Raw genomic sequence first — 16740 nt, forward strand, 5'->3', positions numbered from 1 at the left:
GGTGCCGCTGCCTGACGGCGATTGCAGTGTGGACACAGAATTTTCTCCTTGAACGCGAAGGAATAGCGAGAGGGAACCATCCGCATTGTTGCTACGGGCGCGTGGCGTTCCCTTGAAGTTCGCGTGAGAACCCGGCCGGCTCGGACGAGTTGCAAAGAAGCAATTCTGCTGGTTCCCACTTGTAACCACTGGCAGCATGCGGCACCGTGAGGAGCTATGGAAGAACGCACTTTGAAGTCACCGAGTCACTGCACGGGTACCGACCACGACTACGACATCCACCAGTGGGACACCCGCGAGGGGTGCGAGGTGCGGCAGATCCTCGACCGTGTCGCCGACAAGTGGTCGCTCCTCGCCATAGCGCACCTGGAGCGCCAGACCCTGCGCTTCTCCGAGCTCCGCCGACGCATCGAGGGCATCAGCCAGCGCATGCTGACGGTGACGCTACGCCAGCTCGAACGGGACGGCCTGGTGAAGCGGACGGTGCACCCGGTCGTCCCGCCGCGTGTGGACTACGAACTCACCCCGCTCGGAGCGACCCTGCACACCACCATCCGGGCCCTGGTCGACTGGACCGAGCACCATCAGGAGGAGATCGCCAAGGCCCGGTCCGAGTACGACAGCCGGCTGGACGCGCTGGAGCCGGTCTCCTGACCCGCTCTTGAACAGCCGTCACCGAATCTTTCGGTCCCGTACAACCCTTCTGCAGGGTCGTGGGTCCTCCTTCTGCAGCGCCTGACGCGCGCCTCCGCCCGGTCCTCGGGACCGGGCGGGGGGGGCCGTCGGAGCGCGACGAGATGTGGATCTTCGGCGGTGGGACGTCCCACCGCCGCGTACCGAGCAGGGGGAATTCCATGAATTCAGTTGCACGCCGCGGACTGGTCGCCGCCACCGCCATCGTGGTGGCCATGGGCGTTGCGGCCGGTTCGGCGTTCGCCGCCGGGGACCCGGCCGCGGCCGCTGCCCTGCAGAAGGCCAAGCAGCAGGCGCAGAGCGCGCCGTCGAAGCGCGCCGCCGTGTCGGTGGCGGCGCCCACCTTCCCGCTGTACGCGGTGAACAAGAAGAACTCCGGGATGGACCTGTTCTTCCCGAACGGAAAGGGCGGCCTCGACCTCGTGGCCAACATCGGCTACGACTTCTCGGGGCTGTCCGACGCCGTCGACGTGGACAACGACAACGACGGCTACGGCGAAGCCACCTGGATCGCCGAGAAGAACGGGCGGCTGACCTACGCCTGGGTCGACGGCGCGGGCGAATCCCAGGAGCGGCAGGTCGGGACCGGCTACCACATCTACGCCGGGAAGCTGCTGTCGCCGGGTCAGCTCGGCGGGGGCAAGGAAGCCGATCTGCTCGGCGTCGACAAGGCCGGCGTGCTGTGGGAGTACCTGGCCTACCCGAACGGGTCGCTCACGGCCCGGATCAAGATCGGCGCCGGCTGGGGCCAGTACTCCCAGATCGCCGGACAGGGCGACCTGACCGGCGACGGCAAGGCCGACATCGTCGCCCGCGACACCTCGGGCGTCCTGTGGCTGTACAAGGGCACCGGCAACTACGCGGCGCCCTTCGCACCGCGCACGAAGATCGGCGCGGGCTGGAACATCTACGACCGCCTCGTCTCGGTCGGTGACCTGAACGCGGATGGCAAGACCGACCTGGTCGCGCGCAAGTCCAACGGGTCCCTGTACCGGTACTCCGGCACGGGCAACGCCTCCGCGCCGTTCAAGAAGCCGGTGAAGATCGGCAGCGGCTTCCAGGTCTACAACATCCTCTGAGCTTGTGATTTATGGTCCGTCATCGAACGCGTCTCGTACTTGATCGACGTTTTCGCTGATCAGCGGACATGAAGGCGGCCTTCGGCTGATCCTGTACTCCGTCACGGAGCAGATCAGCACGAAGGCCGTGGTCATGAGTCGGGGAGATCAGGGCGTCCTACGGGATGCGCTCGCGGAAGTGTCACACTTCCGGTCGGAGTTGTACGCGTGTCTGACCGGCTGCGTCGGGCCCTGGCGGGGGTGCCGCTGCCGAGGGCCGCTGACGGCAGGCTGATGCTGGCGGTGGACGTCTCGCCGTGGTTGCGTCCGGACGCCAACACCAGTGCTGACCGGGCCTTCTGCCACACCTTCGGTCGGGGTGAGGGCAAGCATCAGATGGTGCCCGGCCGGCCGTACTCGGTGGTGGCCGCCCTCGAGACCGGTCGCACGTCCTGGACGGCGGTGCTGGACGCGGTCCGCCTCCAGCCCGGCGCCGACGTCGCCGCGGTCACCGGCAGCATCCCGCCGGCGGACGCCCGCCGAGGCACGGCGGCGAGTTCGTCTTCGGCCAGTCCGACACCTGGGGCCCCGAGCATGTCGTGACGGCCACGGACACCCGCCTCTACGGGAAGGCGACCGCACGGGCGTGGGACCGGCTGGACCCCAGGCTGACCCGCCGGGCCGCCTGGCTCGATCACGGGGCCGAACTGCCCGTGATCGAGGGCACCGTCATCGGCCTGAGCGTGGAGACGCTGCCCAGCGGCGGGGTCAACAAGCCTGTCTGGCTGTGGTGGTCGCGCACCGGTGCCACCGCCGCGGACGTCGACCGCTGCTGGCAGTCGTTCCTGTGACGCTTCGACATCGAGCACACCTTCCGCCTGTTCAAGCAGAGCCTCGGCTGGACCAAGCCCCGGCTCCGCGACTCGGACGCGGCCGACCGCTGGACCTGGCTGGTGATCGCCGCCTACACCCAGCTCCGCCTCGCCCGCCCACTCGCACACGACCTCCGCAGACCCTGGGAGAAGCCGTGCGGCTGGACGGCACCAAGGAACTGATCGCGCCGGCCGAGGGGCTGTGCGAGTCCACCGAGTCGTGGGCCGACCTGCTGCGCGACTGCCGCCGCGGCCCGGACGACCGCCTCGACGCTCAGCGCCCGTCTCGCCGGCGCCATACGCCGGGGTGCGGCCCGCCCGGCGCCGTTTGTCCGGTCGGGCGCCAGGGGCGGTGTCCGGTTCTGTGGTGGGCCGCCGTCGCCCGGGCCTCTCGGACCTCGGCGAGTGGGGCGCACGGGAATCGACGTGCATGAAGCTGAGGCCTGCGCGGGCTGGGCGACCGGGGTTGCGTCCCCGCCACCCTCTGAGCAGCAGGCCGCACTCGGCATCTCCCTGCCCTCAAACGATCACCCCCGACAACGTGGCAACGCCCCGGTTCGCGCTCGACGGGGCATCAGAACGAGTGAAGAAAATGATGTCACGTCACACGAAACCCAATGTCGGGTAATAAGACATTTCGGCATGCATTGTCGACGTGAGTGAGGGATCGATGAAGTTCTCCTGCCGGGTGGGAGCCAGGTCTCTTGGAGTGATGGCAGCCGGAGTCTTGATGACGGCGGTGCTCGGTACAGCTGGACCGGCGGCTGCGTCGGTGGTGGCGGACGGGCATTCCGGAGGGGCCGTGCCGGGGAATGTGGAACCTCAGGGAAACCCCTGTGAGGAAGGGCCGCCACCGCCCGGCGAACACGGGGACGAGTGCCGCCCCGAAGATCATGGTCCGCATGGGCATGACGGAGGCAAAGAAGGTCACCCCGGGCATCCCAGTGCGGCTGGCAAGCCTGGACCTGTTGGCCCGGCGGGTCCTGCTGGACCTGCCGGGCCGGCGGGCGCTGCCGGTCCGGCCGGGCCGGCGGGCGCTGCCGGGCCGGCGGGCGCTGCCGGATCTGCCGGGCCGGCGGGCGCTGCCGGGCCGGCCGGGCCGGCGGGCGCTGCTGGACCGGCTGGGGCCACCGGAGCCACGGGCGCAACTGGGGCCACCGGAGCCACGGGCGCGACCGGGGCCACCGGAGCCACGGGCGCGACCGGGGCCACCGGAGCCACGGGCGCGACCGGGGCCACCGGAGCCACGGGCGCGACCGGGGCCACCGGAGCCACGGGCGCGACCGGGGCCACCGGGTCCGTGGATGTAACTCAGAAGGTCGGAGAGACGATCACTGTGCCGGCCGGAATGCAAGCCACAGCCTTTGCCACTTGTGATCCCGGCCTCAAAGCCGTCAGTGGAGGTTTCCAGTCGGCCTCACCCAGCGGCGCGGGACCCTACCCGACCACCTTCGAGATTGGCCCCAACAACGATTGGTTCGTCACCTTCTACAACCCCACCGCGGTCGACGCTCAGGCGTTCGCCATCGTCTGCTGCTCGCCCTGATTCGCGGTGCCCGCTAGGGTCTGTTGCGAAAGTGCTGGTCACAGCCATTCGTTGATGGCTGCGACCAGCACGGTTGCTTCGTAGCGGACGGCGAGTTTGTCGTACCTGGTGGCGACGGCCCGGCGGCGCTTGAGGCGGTTGATCCCGCACTCGACCGCATGTCGCTGGTTGCAGTCGTCCCTGTCGAACTTCGGCGGACGGCCGCCGCGTGAACCGCGCCCGAGTCGGTTGCGTACCCGATCCGCGGTGAGGCTCCCCGGGTGGGTGGGAGGTACTGATCAGCTGGCCGTGATGGGTTGATGGGTGTTCAGGTTCGCCCGTTCGGTGGCCGCCTGTTGTTCGGCGAAGGGATGTCCGGCGGGAGCGGTGCTGTGTGCGGACGGTCCGGTGAAGACGCTGGTCGGTCTGGCGCTCGCGCCGGAGCACAGGCGTGGACACGGGGCCTTGTATGCAGGGCTGAACCAGGGGCGAGTCGATGTGGGCCGGCTGCGGAGGGCTCTGGTCTCTGTCCCGCTGCCGAAGGCGGCCGACGGCCGTATGGTCCCGGCCGTCGATGTGTCGCCGTGATTGCGGCCGGACGCGGACACCTCCCCTGACCGGTGTTTCTGCCATGCCTACGGGTACGGGGACAACAAGCATCTGATGATCCCGGGCTGGCCCTATTCGGTCGTGGCAGCGTTGGAGACGGGCCGGACCTCGTGGACCGCGGTACTGGACCTGCCCATCGAGATTCTGGGCCGGACGCGCTCGGACCGGGTGATGCGCCGGCCGGCGCCCTCCCGCGAGGAGTTCCACCGGAACCATCCCGCCGGCGGACGCCCGCCCAGACACGGAGGCGAGTTCGTCTTCGGCCGGCCCGACACCTGGGGCGAAGAGCAGACGGTCACGGTCACCGACACCCGCCACCGCGGCCGACGTCGACCGCTGCTGGCAGGCCTTCCTGCGAAGGTTCGACGTCGAGCACACATTCCGTTTCTGGAAGCAGACCCTGGGCTGGACCGCCCCAAGCTCCGCAGCCCCGAGGCCGCGGACCGGTGGACATGGCTCGTGGTCGCCGCTCACATCCGGCCCCGGTCCCGGACGGCCACCCGAATCGAAGAACCGGCGCCCCGAAGCAAGCCCCGAAGGGGGCCGTCCCGGCAGCGTGTCTGCCGGGACGGCCCCCTTCGGGGTGTTGCGGGTTCGTGCGGGTCAGGCGTTCTTCCAGACCGGGGCGGTCTGGTGGGCGAAGCCGTGGACGAAGTTGGAGAGGGTGCCGTTCGCGTTCAGCACGACGATGGTGTTGTCGGACTGGAGGATCACGGACTTGCCCTTGGCGAAGTAGGTCCAGTTGCTCCAGGCGCCGCGCGAGGTCATCTGGACGCCGTACAGACCGGCCTTCTTCACCAGGCGGACCTTCTCGGTGGCCGCGAGCTTGTACACGCCGAGCTTCGGGGAGACGGTGGTGGCACCGGTCCAGCTGTGGATCCCGCCGTCGACGGTGAGGCTGATGTAGCGGGCGCCGACCTTGCGCACGTCCCGGTAGGCGTTGGGCGAAGGGTGCAGGAAGCCCACGCGCTTGCCGTTCTCGACGATGTACGAGCTGAAGACCTGCGGGCCGGCCTTGTACGTCTTGACGGTCAGGCTGCCGTACTTCGTCGTGGAGTAGAGGCTGCCGGCGGTGTTGCACTCCTTGGGCAGCTTCGGGAACGCGACGGCGGTCCACGGCGTGTCGCCGCCCTGGCTGCGGTGCTTGAAGACGGGTGCGGTGGACAGTACGCCGTCGATCCGCAGGCCGGAGGAGAGGTCCAGCGGCTTGGACTGGTCGACCGCGGCCACCACCTTGCCCTTCTCGTCGCGCAGCTGGGCCTTGGCTCCGGTGTGGGCGCTGTTGGTCAGCTTGACCGTCATGCCCGCGAACACGGACGGGATGGTCTTGGTCTTGACGCAGTTCTCGGCGACCACCTCGGTCCGCGCGGGAGAACCCTGCTCGGCCGGGGAAGAGGCCGCGAACGCCGTGGCGGGGGCCGCGATCGCCGCGCCGAGGAGGACGAGGGCGGCGGTGGTGGCGCGGAGGGCGGTGCGCATGACGACTCCTTGGAGCTGTGCTGTGAGTGAAGGAGAGCCGTATGCCGTGGTCTCTTCCGGTGGAGGCCGTCGAGTTCGGGCTGTTGGCTGCAGACAGAAAATTAGTGATCTTGTGTGGGTGGAATGGTCCGGTCCGCGTCACAGGCGTGTGACAGACCATCCGGAGCGCTCCGCCGTACAACCATGCCGTGGGGAGGTGAGTCTTGCTGCTGCGGGCGGGAGCGCCCTTGACGGAGGAACTTCATGCGTATGCGTATGCGGTTTGCAGTGGCGGCGGCTCTGTGTGCCGCCGTGTCCGGTGGCCAGGCCTTCGCGCAGCCCGTGGCGGTCTCCGGGGGCGCGCTGCCGGGTGACTTCAACAGCGACGGCTACCCCGATGCCGTGATCGGCGCCGCGGAGGCGAACGTGGACGGGGTCCGGTGGGCGGGGTATATGACCACGCTGAACGGGTCGGCGCGCGGTCTGACCACGAGCGGGGGCAAGCTGCTCAGCCGGGCCAACCTTCCCGGGGATCCGCTGGCGGCCGAGGCCTTCGGCACGGGGCTGGGCGGTTCCGGGGACCTGGACGGCGACGGGTTCGCGGCTCAGGTCGTCAACGCACAGGGTATCCGCACGTGACGATCGTGTGGGGCGGCAAGAGCGGCCTGTCCGGCGGGACCCGGGTGCGCGGCCCCTATCCCCTGACTCCCAGCGTGAAGCAGTCCGACGTGGGGGACGTCAACGGCGACGGCCACGCCGACATCGTCGTCGAGGGCTGGCTGGCCGACAGCGCCGGACACGGCAAGGGCTCGGGCCTGGCCCTGTTGTACGGCCCGTTCGACCGCACCAACGGCAACCCGGCTTCCTCGGCCTTCTACCCCACCCAAAACAAGGACGGCATCCTGCCCGGGCCCGTCACCATGGGCGACGTCAACCACGACGGCAGGGCCGACGTGGTGGTGCGGGGCAGTACGGCCGCGGTGGAAGGCCGTCCCGCGAAGGAGACGATCGCCCTGTTCCTGGGGAGCAGGACGGGTCTGGCCCACGCGGGCCAGCCCTTCGGTGAGGTCTCCGCCAACGACGTCGCCATCGGCGACCTGAACGGCGACGGCTACGGCGACTTCGTCGCCGGCATGGCCGGTACCGACCGCGTGCCCGGCGGGCTCGGCGGAACCGTCACCGTCGCGTACGGCGGCCCGCAGGGGGTGAGCACCACGCGGGGGTCCCGGAGGATCACCCAGGACGCGCCCGGGGTTCCGGGCACGGGCGAGGCATCCGACCGGTTCGGCTCGGACGTCGCCGTCGGTGACACCGACGGGGACGGGTACGCCGACATCGCGATCGGGGTCGACGGAGAGACCGGCACCGACACCACCGCCACCAAGCAGGCGGGCACCGTGACGATTCTTCGGGGCAGCGCCGGCGGTGTCACCACCGTGGGCGCCCTCAACTTCACGCAGGACTCCGCGGGCGTTCCCGACCGTTCGCAGCGCTGGGACCACTTCGGCGAGGCGGTCTCGCTGATCGACGGCAACCGCGACGGCAAGGCCGATCTCGTCGTCGGCGCGTACCGCGACAACAACTACACCGGGCGGGCCTGGGTTCTGAAGGGGACGCCGGGCGGCATCACCGGCGCCGGCTCCATCAGCTTCACCGGCGCCGCCTTCGGCGCCCCCAAGGGCACCGACTGGTACGGCGCCGCCATATCCGGCTGACCACCACCGCCTCCCGCGGGCGAGGCCCGCGGGAGGCGGTGGTGGTCAGCCGGCCTGCCGCTCGGCCGGATGGAGCGGCGTCCGGGTCAGGCCCTGGTGGTCCTGTTTGCCGAAGCCGGACCACAGCGCGGCCGTGAGGAGGAGCAGGGCGCCGAAGGCCAGGTAGACGGGCTTGCCTCCGATGTGGTCGAAGAGGAAGCCGGTGGCCAGGATCGCCGCCGCGCTGACGATGCGGATGAGGGCGTCGAGGAGTCCGTACCAGGTACCGAGCAGTGCCGAGGGGGCGTTCAGCTGGATGAGGAGTCCGGCCGAGCGGAGGTAGACGGTGAAGCCCAGGCCGAAGAGGATCAGGCCGACTGCGAGGATCCACTGGTTCTGGCCGAGGAGCGCGACCGTCAGTGTGCCGGCGCCGGCGAGGGCCGGGGCCCAGCGGAGGCTGGTGTGGATTCCCTCGGGTCCGGCTCTGGCCACGAGGAGGCCGCCGATGACGGCTCCGATGGTCGAGAAGGCGAGGTAGGCACCCGCGCGGGCCGGGGACATGCCGAGGGTTTCCCGCATCAGGGAGAGCAGGGAGAGGATGACGGTGGAGAGGGCGAGCACCGTCAGCGCGTGGAAGACGGTGAACCGGCGCCAGGCCCTGCTGCTGTTGATGGTCCTTGCCACGGTGCGTCGGGACGGGAGGTCGGCCGGGGTCCCGTCCTGCCGGGCCGGTACGGCGTCCTCCTCGGTGGCCCCGTGCGGTGCGGCGCCGGGCGCGCGGGCGGCGACCGCGACGAAGGCGGCGAAGACCGCGAGCGCGAGCACCTGGAGGCCGGCGGCCACCAGCAGGGCGCGCGAGCCGGGCATCAGGGTGATGACGAGGCCGGCGACGACGGGCGAGAGGAGCTCGCTGGCCGACCGGACGGTTCCGGCGATGCCCTGTACGCGGACGAGGGCCGTGGCGTCGAGGATCCGCGGGAGGAGGACGAACAGCGCCATCTCCCCGATGTGGTGGACGAGGTCGACCGTCGCGGCCGCGAGGACGATGGCCCACAGGTGGGACGAGAGGAACGTCGAGCCGAGTCCGATGAGGGCGAAGACGCCGATCTTGATCAGGTACGACGTGACCAGGACGGTCTTCGGATCGCCCCGGTCCAGGAGGGGGCCGGCCGTGACGGAGGCCACGACCTCGACTCCGTAGCCCACGCAGTAGACCAGGCCGACGGTGCTGACCATTCCCGACAGGTCCAGTGCCAGGTTGGCGAAGGCGATGTCGTAGATGCCCTCGCTCATCGAGCGGCTCAGGACGAGGACGGCGAACACGGCGATCAGCAGGCTCAGCCAGCGTGCCGCGGCGGGCAGGGCGACGGATGCGGTCGGCCGCCTCTCCTTGGTCGTGGTCACTGGTAGGCCAGCTCTCGGACGACGCTGTCGGCGAGCGGGGCGCCGGGTGCTTCGAAGGTCGGGAGCGATCCGGTGTCGGGCACCGGTACGAAGAGCCGCGGCATGCGCGCCGTCGCGTCGTGGACCTCGTACTCGACCCGGTAGTGCAGCGTTCCGCTGCCGCGGGCCCGCATGAGGACTCCCGGCTCGATGGTGAGCACCACCCGCGGGTCACGCGGGAAGGGAAGCACCTGCGTGGCCCCGAAGGTCGGGGAGTCGGCGCGGCGGTCGACGAGTTGCAGTTCCATCTCGGGATTGTCGTACAGGAGGGGCGACAGGATGAGGGTGAGATTGGGGTGCGCGCTGAAGTGCGCGGGCCACGACCCGGGAAGGTCGAGCACCATGGTGTCCGCCAGGCCGTTGTCGACGTTGGAGCCGATTCCGTAGGAGTCGTCACGGATCGACTGGTAGGAGCCGACCTTGGCGGTGACCGTCGCGAGCTGTGACGGGGGCAGATCGGGCTGCCGGCCGCCGAGGTCGCGGTCGATGAAGTAGCGGTGCACCTCACCGCCGATCTCCGCGGCGGCGACGACACCCTGCTCCGTCGCCCCGCCGCGCCAGCTGCGCGAGACGGCCTTGGAGATCAGGAACTGGGCCGGTGCGGGCAGTTCGGTGGTGTTCGCGACGACCTCGGGGCGGGAGGCGTTCATCGCCCCGACGGGGTACGTGGCGTTGTCGTCGAAGGGGCTCCACGGCGTCGAGGGATCCCGGGGCGCGTGCAGGGAGTAGTCGTTGCGGGTGGTCACGCTGCCGAGGCCTTCGAACCAGTGGGCGTAGCCGGGGGGAATGCCCAGGACGCACGATCCGTCCGCCGGCACCTCGACCTCCAGCTTGCGGTCGAACTCCGGCGAATCCACTCGGCAGTCGTACATGTGCACGGTGACGGATCCGGTGTCCGACGGGCCGTAGAAGCTGAGCCGGTCGTACTGCCCGCGGTGGACGGCGTACTCCTGGTACGCGAAGTGCGGGCTGTGGACCATGTAGTGATGGGGCCGGTCGTTGCGGGCGGACCTGATGCGCCGCGCTCCCGGGAGGCCTGAGCCGGTCCCCATGATGCGGGTCTTGGTCATGATCAGGTGGGGTTTGGGGAGGGCGGACATGCCTGGCCTTTCTTCCTGGGCGCCTGGGGGCGGGTGCACCGCTCGGGTGCACCCGCCCCTCAACCGTGCGACGTGATCAGAGGGTGGTGACGATGACGCCTTCGGGCAGCGCGGCCTTGAACTCCTCGACGTCGCCGAAGGAGCGGGAGGTGATCTCCTCCTCCGTGTCGGCGTCGATCATCGCCATGGCGATCTTGCCGAGGATGCTGCGGAAGTACTCCGGGGTCTCGAAGTAGGGCGCCAGGGCGGAGCTCAGGCTCTCCAGGGCGGCGCGGGCGGCGGGGTCGGTGACGTCACCGGCCATGGCGGCGAGCTCGTTCTTCCAGGCGGCGGTCTCGGTGATGGTGATGGACATGATGTTTCCCTTCAGTGGGTGAGAGAGATGGCCTTGGCTTCCATGCGCGCCAGCGCGTGGAGAGCCGGGCCGGGCAGGTAGCGGTCGGCTTCCTGCTCGGGCCTGCTGGGGCCGGCCTGCGAGGGCTCGGCAGTGGTGACGTCGCGGCCGAGGGGGTGTGCGAGATCCCACGGACTGAGGTCCAGGAGCTCCATCTCGGACCGGAGCCAGATGCGGCCACTGCCGGTCAGCCGGTACCAGGTACCAGGGGGGACGCGGACGCCGATGGTGGGGTCGCCCAGGCGGATCACGGAGTGCTCCCCGTCTTCGGTGACCACCTCGATGCCCGCGTCCGTGCTGCCCGCCAGCCAGGTGATCCTGCGGCGGGAGTATTCGTGCCGGGTGAACCGGCCGTCCTGGCCGTCGAGCCGCACTTCGAGGACGTCGGAGGTGCAGCTGTCGGTCGAGGGCACGACGGTGAAGGACTCGGGCCCGGTCAGGACGAAGTTGTTGCGGACGATGAAGGCGTGATCGTTGGATTCGGCCTCGGCGGCCCGCCAGGCGGGCCGGATCGTCGCGTAGGTGGTCCGGCCGCCGATGGAGACCCGGAAGCGGGAGGCGTAGGCGCCGCGGACCTGGGAGTTGGTCGCCTGCGACATCCGGGACACCAGCAGGTGGGCGGAGACCGGGAGCTCGTGGCGGTTGGTGCGCACCACGGGCGCGGTCGGGGCGGTGCGCAGGAAGGACACGAGGTCGTTGTCCGGTTCCCAGTCGGGGTTCCGGTCGGCGTACCAGACCGGTTCGTCGCGGGTGACGACACCGCCGAGACCGTCCAGGGTGTGCGCGACTCCCTTGGGGATGATCAGGACCCGGTAGGGCGACACGGCCATGTGGATGGTGATCTCGTCCCCGAGCCGCGGCGAGTCCTCGCGGCAGTCGATCAGGTGCACGGTGATGCGCTGGCCCTCGCCGAAGAAGGTCAGGCGGTCGTCCTGGCCGACGTGGATGCCGTAGGTCGAGTAGGCGAAGTCCTTCTCGTGGGTGACGTAGTCGGTGATGCCCGGTCCGTTGGTGATGCGGGTGACGCGCACTACGCCGTGGGTGCCGTCGCCCTGTTCGCTCACGTTGGTCGTCTCCAGCCGGGCTCCCGGGAGGGAGAAGTCCATGGCGGTGACGTCGTCCGGTACGTGGTAGGTCCCGGTGTGGGACCGGGCGGTGGTGCGGTCGAGTGCCGCGGGCCCTGCGTCAGCGGTTTTGAGCATCGTGAATTCCTCTCTGGTGCCTTTCGCGGCGGTGGCCGGCGCGCGGGGGCCGTGGTGCGGGCCTTGGTGTGGGCGCGGTGCGCGGGCACGGCGCGGGAGTGCGCCGGGCTCTACCGGGGGAGGTGGCGTTCGCCGTTGCCGTAGTCCGGCATGCGCCAGGCCGCGAGCTGCGGTGTGTGGTGAAGGGCGCGTCTGCAGGCGGCGTGAGCCAGGAGCAGGGCCTCGGCCTCACAGCCGGCGAGGACGAAGAAGACCAGGTCGATCCCGTCCGGTCCGGTGCCCGCCCACAGGTGCTCGATCCGGTCCGTGGGGGCGAAGTGGACCGCGAGCAGGTCCCTGAGGCCGTCCGCCGGCGCGGAGGTGGCCTGGCCGGGGCCGGCCAGCCGCATCGTGATCATGTACATCGGAGTGGTCGGTGGCGGCTCGGCCGCGGCCGGCTTGGCTCGTGGTTCGTCTCAGAGCTGCCGGAGTGCGGCACCGGACTGCGGGGTGCCCCAGCCGAATCCGTCACCGGCCACGACACGCTGGGCCTGCGAGGCGCTGTGGGCAGCGGCGACGCCGGGGATTGCGACGCCGGCGATCAGAGCAGCGGACGCGAGCAGCAGTGCGACGATCCGGGACATGACAGACTCCACCCTTCGACATGCGGCTTATCGGTTCTGGTTCTTCGCCTTCACCCTGGTTTGTGGGGTGTTGCGTTCGATGGGTAAAGCCTGTCCGACCGCGGCGGTGGTGTCACTAGCCGAAGGCAGGCCCCAAGGTGCCTGGCACCTTGGAGCCAGCTCGTCGACGAACCAGGTTGTCTCCATCGACACTTGTTCCACCCCGGACCATCCGGGAGGCTTCACTCAGATGGTCCGGACCTTGGAGGGGAAGCATTGCTTCAGCTGCTCGGCCTGACAGCCCATGCGGAAACCGTGTACCGGACGATGCTTCAGCACCCCGATCACGGCGTGACCGCCTTGTCCCAGGACACCGGCCTCGCCGAGGCCGAGATACGGGGCGCCTTCGACGAACTGGCCGCCCTGGCACTGCTCAAGCCGTCGGACGAGTGCGGAGGAAAGCTCCGGCCGGTGAGCCCCGAGGTGGGCCTGGCCACGCTCCTGGCTTCCGCGGAGGCCGATGTCGCCGCACGGCAGGCACGGGTGGAGACCATCCGCGCGGAGATCGCGGCCATCGCCGCCGAGCACCACAGCACCCAGCTGTTCGACAGCGCCACCAGACTCCAGGGGCTGGACGCGGTACGGGCCCGGCTGGAGGAGCTGCAGCGCACCACGGAGTTCGAGTGCCTCTCGCTCAACCCGGGAGGCGCGCACCGGCCCGACGCCCGCAGCGCCGCCACCCCGCTCAACGAGCAGGCGCTCGACCGCGGCGTCACCATACGGGCCGTCTGCCGGGAGAGCTTCCGCAACGATCCCGACACCCTCGCCTACGCACACTGGCTCACCGAGCACGGGAGCCAGATGCGCACGCTGCCCACCGTGCCCATCCAGATGATCATCATCGACCGGCGCACCGCGCTCCTCCCCCTGGACCCGGCCGACCCCCGCGCGGGCGCCCTGGAGGTTCAGAGCCCGGGCATCATCTCGGCCCTGTGCGCACTGTTCGAACAGTGCTGGTCCGCGGGAACCGTCTTCGGCGAGCAGCCCGAGACCGACAGGAACGGCTGCACTCCGATCGAGCGCACCCTCCTGGCCATGGTCGCTTCCGGAGACACCGACGAGTCCGCGGCGCGCAAGCTCGGCGTCTCCCTGCGCACGGTCCGGCGCATGATGTCCAACCTCATGGAGCGACTGGAAGCCGCCAGCAGGTTCCAGGCCGGGGTGAACGCCACCAGGCGAGGGTGGCTGTAACGCCGGCGGGACGGGGTGCGGGCGGCGGGTGTGCGTGAGGGGGCGGCGGCGAATGCCAGGCCTGCGGCCAGTACGGGCGCGGCCAGAAGGTGCATGCGGGACATCGGGATTCCCCCCCAGAATCAACGTGGTTGCAGTTTCAACACGAGGGTGAACCCGCCCCACCATCACCACCCGTAACAGCCCGTCACCGACTGCGATCTCTACCGTACTTCTTGCCGGGCCCTTCATTTTCTCCATACCGGCGCCCGTCCGGCGATGGAGGACGGGCATAGGCGCGGGAGCGACGATGTCGCCCCGAGACCCTGCCCGCCCACCCACCCGCCCGTCGTGAGGAGCGCCGCCCTATGGACAGCCGAGGCATCCGAAAGGTCGTCGACGTCCCCGCGCTGGAGGCACCGGGCGACGAGCCGGCGTCCGGCGCGGCCGGGTTGGGGCCCCTGCCGCCGTTCCAGCCGCAATTCCAGCGGTTCTTCCTCGCTCTTCTCGGCATCGACGAGGACGAGTAGATGCGCGGCAAGGGGCCGACGACGGGGATCTCCCTGCTGCTGCCCGTCGCCGTGGCGACCCTGCGCAAGCGGTGGCTCGGCTTCGCGGGCTCCTTCGTCGCCCTCGCCCTGGGCGTCGCCCTGATCTCGGCCACGGGGCTGCTGGTCAGCACCTCCGCGGGGTTTGGGAACGACGACCCGTCGGCGCCGTCCCTGAGGAAGCTGCTCATCTTCATGGCGGGCATGTCCGGCTTCGTCTCGGTGTTCGTCGTCGCCTCGACGTTCGCCTTCGCGGTCGCCGGGCGGCGCCGCGAGACGGCGTTGCTGCGGGCGGTCGGGGCGACCCCCCGTCAGGTCAGGCTGCTCGTCCTGGGCGAGGCGGTCGTCGTCTCGCTGGCGGCCTCGCTCTGCGGGGCGCTGCTGGGCCTGGCCGTGGCGCCGCTGTTCGCCCGCTGGCTGGTCTCGCGCGGCGCGGCCCCCGAGGGCTTCACCGTGGAATTCAGCGCCGGGCCGCCGCTGATCGCGGCGGCGATCGAGGTCGGGGTGGCCGTGGCCGGCGCCTACGCGGCGGCCCGCCGCTCCGGCCGGGTGCGGCCCGTCGAGGCGCTCGGCGACGCGGCCGTCGACGGCCGGGTGATGACGCCCGGCCGCTGGCTGTGGGCGGTCGGCCACCTCGCCCTGCTCGCGGCCGTGCTGGCCCTGTTCACCACGATGCCGCCCGGGATGAGCCGGGACCCGCAGCTGCGCGACCCGCAGAACATGCCGGTCTGGTCGCTCCTGATCGGCATCATGGCGATCATGGCGGTGGCGTCGTTCGCCCCGCTCCTGGTCCCTCCACTGGTACGGCTGTTCACCCTGCCGGTGCCGCTGGCGTCCGGTGCCGTGGGTCTGCTGGCCCGGCAGAACGCGCTGGCCTCGGTCCGCCGTACGGTCTCCACCGCCACCCCGATCTTCCTGGTGGTCGGCCTGACCGGGACCGTGGTCGGCTCCACCCTGGCCTTCGGGGACGCCCGGACGATCCAGGCGCGCGAGGCGCTCGCCGCGCAGTACGTCGTCGAACCCGACGGCGGCGCGGCCCTGGCCCCGGGCACCGTGGAGGAACTGCGCCGGCTGGACGGCGTACGCACCACCACGGTCCGTACCACCTGGCTCACCGGCCTCGACGGCGACACCGCGGGCACCGTCGCGGCGACCGCCGTCGACGGGGACGCCGCCACGACCTGGCCGCTCCCCACCGGGTCCGGCTCGCTGGAGCGGCTCCGAGGCTCCTCGGTCGCCGTCTCCGGCACGCTGGCCGCGGCCAACGGCTGGCAGGTCGGGGACACCCTCACCGGCTCGCTGGACGACGGCGCCCCCGTCACCCTGACCGTGGTCGCCCTGGTCGAGACGCCCCTCAGCCTCGCCGAAGTGCTCCTGCCGTACTCCGTCGTGGCCGGGCACCTGGAGGGCGACCCGCAGCCCACCGCCGCCTTCCTCTCCACCTCCCCGGGGGCTCCGGCGCCGGTGCTCGCCGCGGCCTCCCGCGCGAAGGTCACGGCGGACGCCGCGTGGGGCGGGAAGGACGACCCCCGGTCCCGGTCCGACCGGATCGCGATGATCGCCCTCCTGGGCCCGGCACTGCTCTACGCCCTGATCGCGATCGTCAACACGATGGTGATGTCGACCGGCGACCGGCTGCGGGACTTCTCCACGCTCCGCCTCACCGGCGCCGACAGCCGACAGGTGCTCTCCGTGGTCGGGGTCGAGGCGGCCCTGACCGCGGCGACCGCCACGGTGCTCGCGCTGCTGGTCACCACCGGGACCCAGGCCGCCACCCTGATGCTGATCGGGCAGCGGATCCTGGTGTCCGGCCCGTCCCTCCCCCTGAGCCTGCCGTGGCCGGCGATCGGCGCGGCGGCTGCCGCGGGACTCGGCCTCGCACTCGTCTCCAGCCTGCTGCCCGCGCGGCTCGCGCTGCGCGCACGGGCACCGGGCCTGGCGTCCGTACGTCAATGAGCCCTCCCTCTCCACCACTTCGAAGGAGCACGACATGACCGCGCAGACCGTGTCCGCCGCGCCGACCGACACAAGCGAGGCCGCCATCGCGGGGCTGAGGGACTCCATCGACCTCGTCGACAGGGAGATCCTGGAGCTGCTCGAGGACCGGCGCCGGCTCTCCGAGGAGGTCCAGCGCGTCCGGATGGCCTCGGGAGGGCGGCGCACCGAGCTGGGGCGCGAGAACGTGATCATCAGGCGTTACGCCGACCGCCTCGGACGGCCGGGCGGAGCGATGGCCCTGGCCCTGCTGGAGTTCTGCCGGGGATCGACGGGCGTGCTCGGCGGCGGCGCACCGCGCTGACCGGCCCCTGACC

At 70.7% G+C, this 16740-nt stretch carries 16 protein-coding genes and 3 pseudogenes; 11 read left to right on the forward strand and 8 right to left on the reverse strand.

From position 1 onward, the window contains the following. Window positions 1-216 precede the first annotated feature (216 nt). From OG435_RS44340 to OG435_RS44355, 4 genes and pseudogenes are all read left to right on the forward strand, one after another. Window positions 217-654, forward strand: a complete 438-nt coding sequence (locus OG435_RS44340; protein WP_266886758.1) for a winged helix-turn-helix transcriptional regulator — start codon at window positions 217-219, stop codon at window positions 652-654. A 200-nt stretch (window positions 655-854) separates the two neighbouring features. Continuing rightward, complete coding sequence (locus OG435_RS44345) at window positions 855-1772, forward strand: FG-GAP repeat domain-containing protein (RefSeq protein WP_266886760.1); 918 nt, start codon at window positions 855-857, stop codon at window positions 1770-1772. A gap of 186 nt (window positions 1773-1958) precedes the next feature. Beyond that, window positions 1959-2779: pseudogene (locus OG435_RS44350) on the forward strand (transposase); the annotation flags it as partial. A gap of 1144 nt (window positions 2780-3923) precedes the next feature. Continuing rightward, window positions 3924-4169 (forward strand): hypothetical protein, encoded by a 246-nt coding sequence (locus OG435_RS44355; RefSeq protein ID WP_266886762.1) that lies wholly within the window; start codon window positions 3924-3926, stop codon window positions 4167-4169. A gap of 38 nt (window positions 4170-4207) precedes the next feature. Here OG435_RS44355 and OG435_RS50860 read toward each other — a convergent pair. Next, window positions 4208-4414, reverse strand: a pseudogene (locus OG435_RS50860) (IS5 family transposase); the annotation flags it as partial. A gap of 58 nt (window positions 4415-4472) precedes the next feature. Here OG435_RS50860 and OG435_RS44360 point away from each other — a divergent pair. Next, window positions 4473-5315, forward strand: a pseudogene (locus OG435_RS44360) (transposase); the annotation flags it as partial. 45 nt (window positions 5316-5360) lie between these two features. Here OG435_RS44360 and OG435_RS44365 read toward each other — a convergent pair. Next, window positions 5361-6236, reverse strand: a complete 876-nt coding sequence (locus OG435_RS44365; protein ID WP_266886764.1) for a hypothetical protein — start codon at window positions 6234-6236, stop codon at window positions 5361-5363. A gap of 243 nt (window positions 6237-6479) precedes the next feature. On the opposite strand from OG435_RS44365, the gene OG435_RS44370 reads away from it, so the two are divergent. Further along, window positions 6480-6854 (forward strand): hypothetical protein, encoded by a 375-nt coding sequence (locus tag OG435_RS44370; protein ID WP_266886766.1) that lies wholly within the window; start codon window positions 6480-6482, stop codon window positions 6852-6854. Next, window positions 6851-7930 (forward strand): FG-GAP and VCBS repeat-containing protein, encoded by a 1080-nt coding sequence (locus OG435_RS44375; protein ID WP_266886768.1) that lies wholly within the window; start codon window positions 6851-6853, stop codon window positions 7928-7930. The genes OG435_RS44370 and OG435_RS44375 overlap by 4 nt, the downstream gene beginning before the upstream one ends. Window positions 7931-7975: 45 nt before the next feature. On the opposite strand, the gene OG435_RS44380 is transcribed toward OG435_RS44375, so the two are convergent. The 6 genes from OG435_RS44380 to OG435_RS44405 all read right to left on the reverse strand — a co-directional run bounded on the left by OG435_RS44380 (window position 7976) and on the right by OG435_RS44405 (window position 12671). Then, window positions 7976-9313, reverse strand: coding sequence for an MFS transporter (locus OG435_RS44380; RefSeq protein ID WP_266886770.1), 1338 nt, complete (start codon window positions 9311-9313; stop codon window positions 7976-7978). After that, window positions 9310-10452, reverse strand: coding sequence for a hypothetical protein (locus tag OG435_RS44385; RefSeq protein ID WP_266886772.1), 1143 nt, complete (start codon window positions 10450-10452; stop codon window positions 9310-9312). Before OG435_RS44385 ends, OG435_RS44380 begins: the two co-directional genes overlap by 4 nt. Before the next feature lie 76 nt (window positions 10453-10528). Continuing rightward, window positions 10529-10807 carry a hypothetical protein gene (locus tag OG435_RS44390; protein WP_266886774.1) on the reverse strand — a complete coding sequence of 93 codons (279 nt, stop codon included), beginning with the start codon at window positions 10805-10807 and terminating at the stop codon, window positions 10529-10531. 11 nt (window positions 10808-10818) lie between these two features. Continuing rightward, window positions 10819-12048: a hypothetical protein gene (locus OG435_RS44395; RefSeq protein ID WP_266886777.1), complete on the reverse strand. Its 1230-nt coding sequence runs from the start codon at window positions 12046-12048 to the stop codon at window positions 10819-10821. A 110-nt stretch (window positions 12049-12158) separates the two neighbouring features. Then, on the reverse strand, window positions 12159-12446 hold the full coding sequence (locus OG435_RS44400; protein ID WP_266886779.1) for a hypothetical protein: 288 nt from the start codon (window positions 12444-12446) through the stop codon (window positions 12159-12161). Between the two features lie 57 nt (window positions 12447-12503). Continuing rightward, entirely contained in the window at window positions 12504-12671 is a 168-nt protein-coding gene (locus OG435_RS44405; RefSeq protein WP_266886781.1) for a hypothetical protein, read from the reverse strand. 330 nt (window positions 12672-13001) lie between these two features. On the opposite strand from OG435_RS44405, the gene OG435_RS44410 reads away from it, so the two are divergent. From OG435_RS44410 to OG435_RS44425, 4 genes are all read left to right on the forward strand, one after another. Then, on the forward strand, window positions 13002-13901 hold the full coding sequence (locus tag OG435_RS44410) for a helix-turn-helix transcriptional regulator (RefSeq protein ID WP_266886783.1): 900 nt from the start codon (window positions 13002-13004) through the stop codon (window positions 13899-13901). Window positions 13902-14248: 347 nt separating this feature from the next. Continuing rightward, window positions 14249-14410, forward strand: coding sequence for a hypothetical protein (locus OG435_RS44415; protein ID WP_266886785.1), 162 nt, complete (start codon window positions 14249-14251; stop codon window positions 14408-14410). Beyond that, window positions 14411-16384, forward strand: a complete 1974-nt coding sequence (locus tag OG435_RS44420; protein ID WP_266886787.1) for an FtsX-like permease family protein — start codon at window positions 14411-14413, stop codon at window positions 16382-16384. Beyond that, window positions 16287-16727: a chorismate mutase gene (locus tag OG435_RS44425; protein WP_266887149.1), complete on the forward strand. Its 441-nt coding sequence runs from the start codon at window positions 16287-16289 to the stop codon at window positions 16725-16727. Before OG435_RS44420 ends, OG435_RS44425 begins: the two co-directional genes overlap by 98 nt. Window positions 16728-16740: the final 13 nt, after the last annotated feature.

The sequence above is a fragment of the Streptomyces sp. NBC_01264 genome, from assembly GCF_026340675.1.
GTDB lineage: Bacteria > Actinomycetota > Actinomycetes > Streptomycetales > Streptomycetaceae > Streptomyces.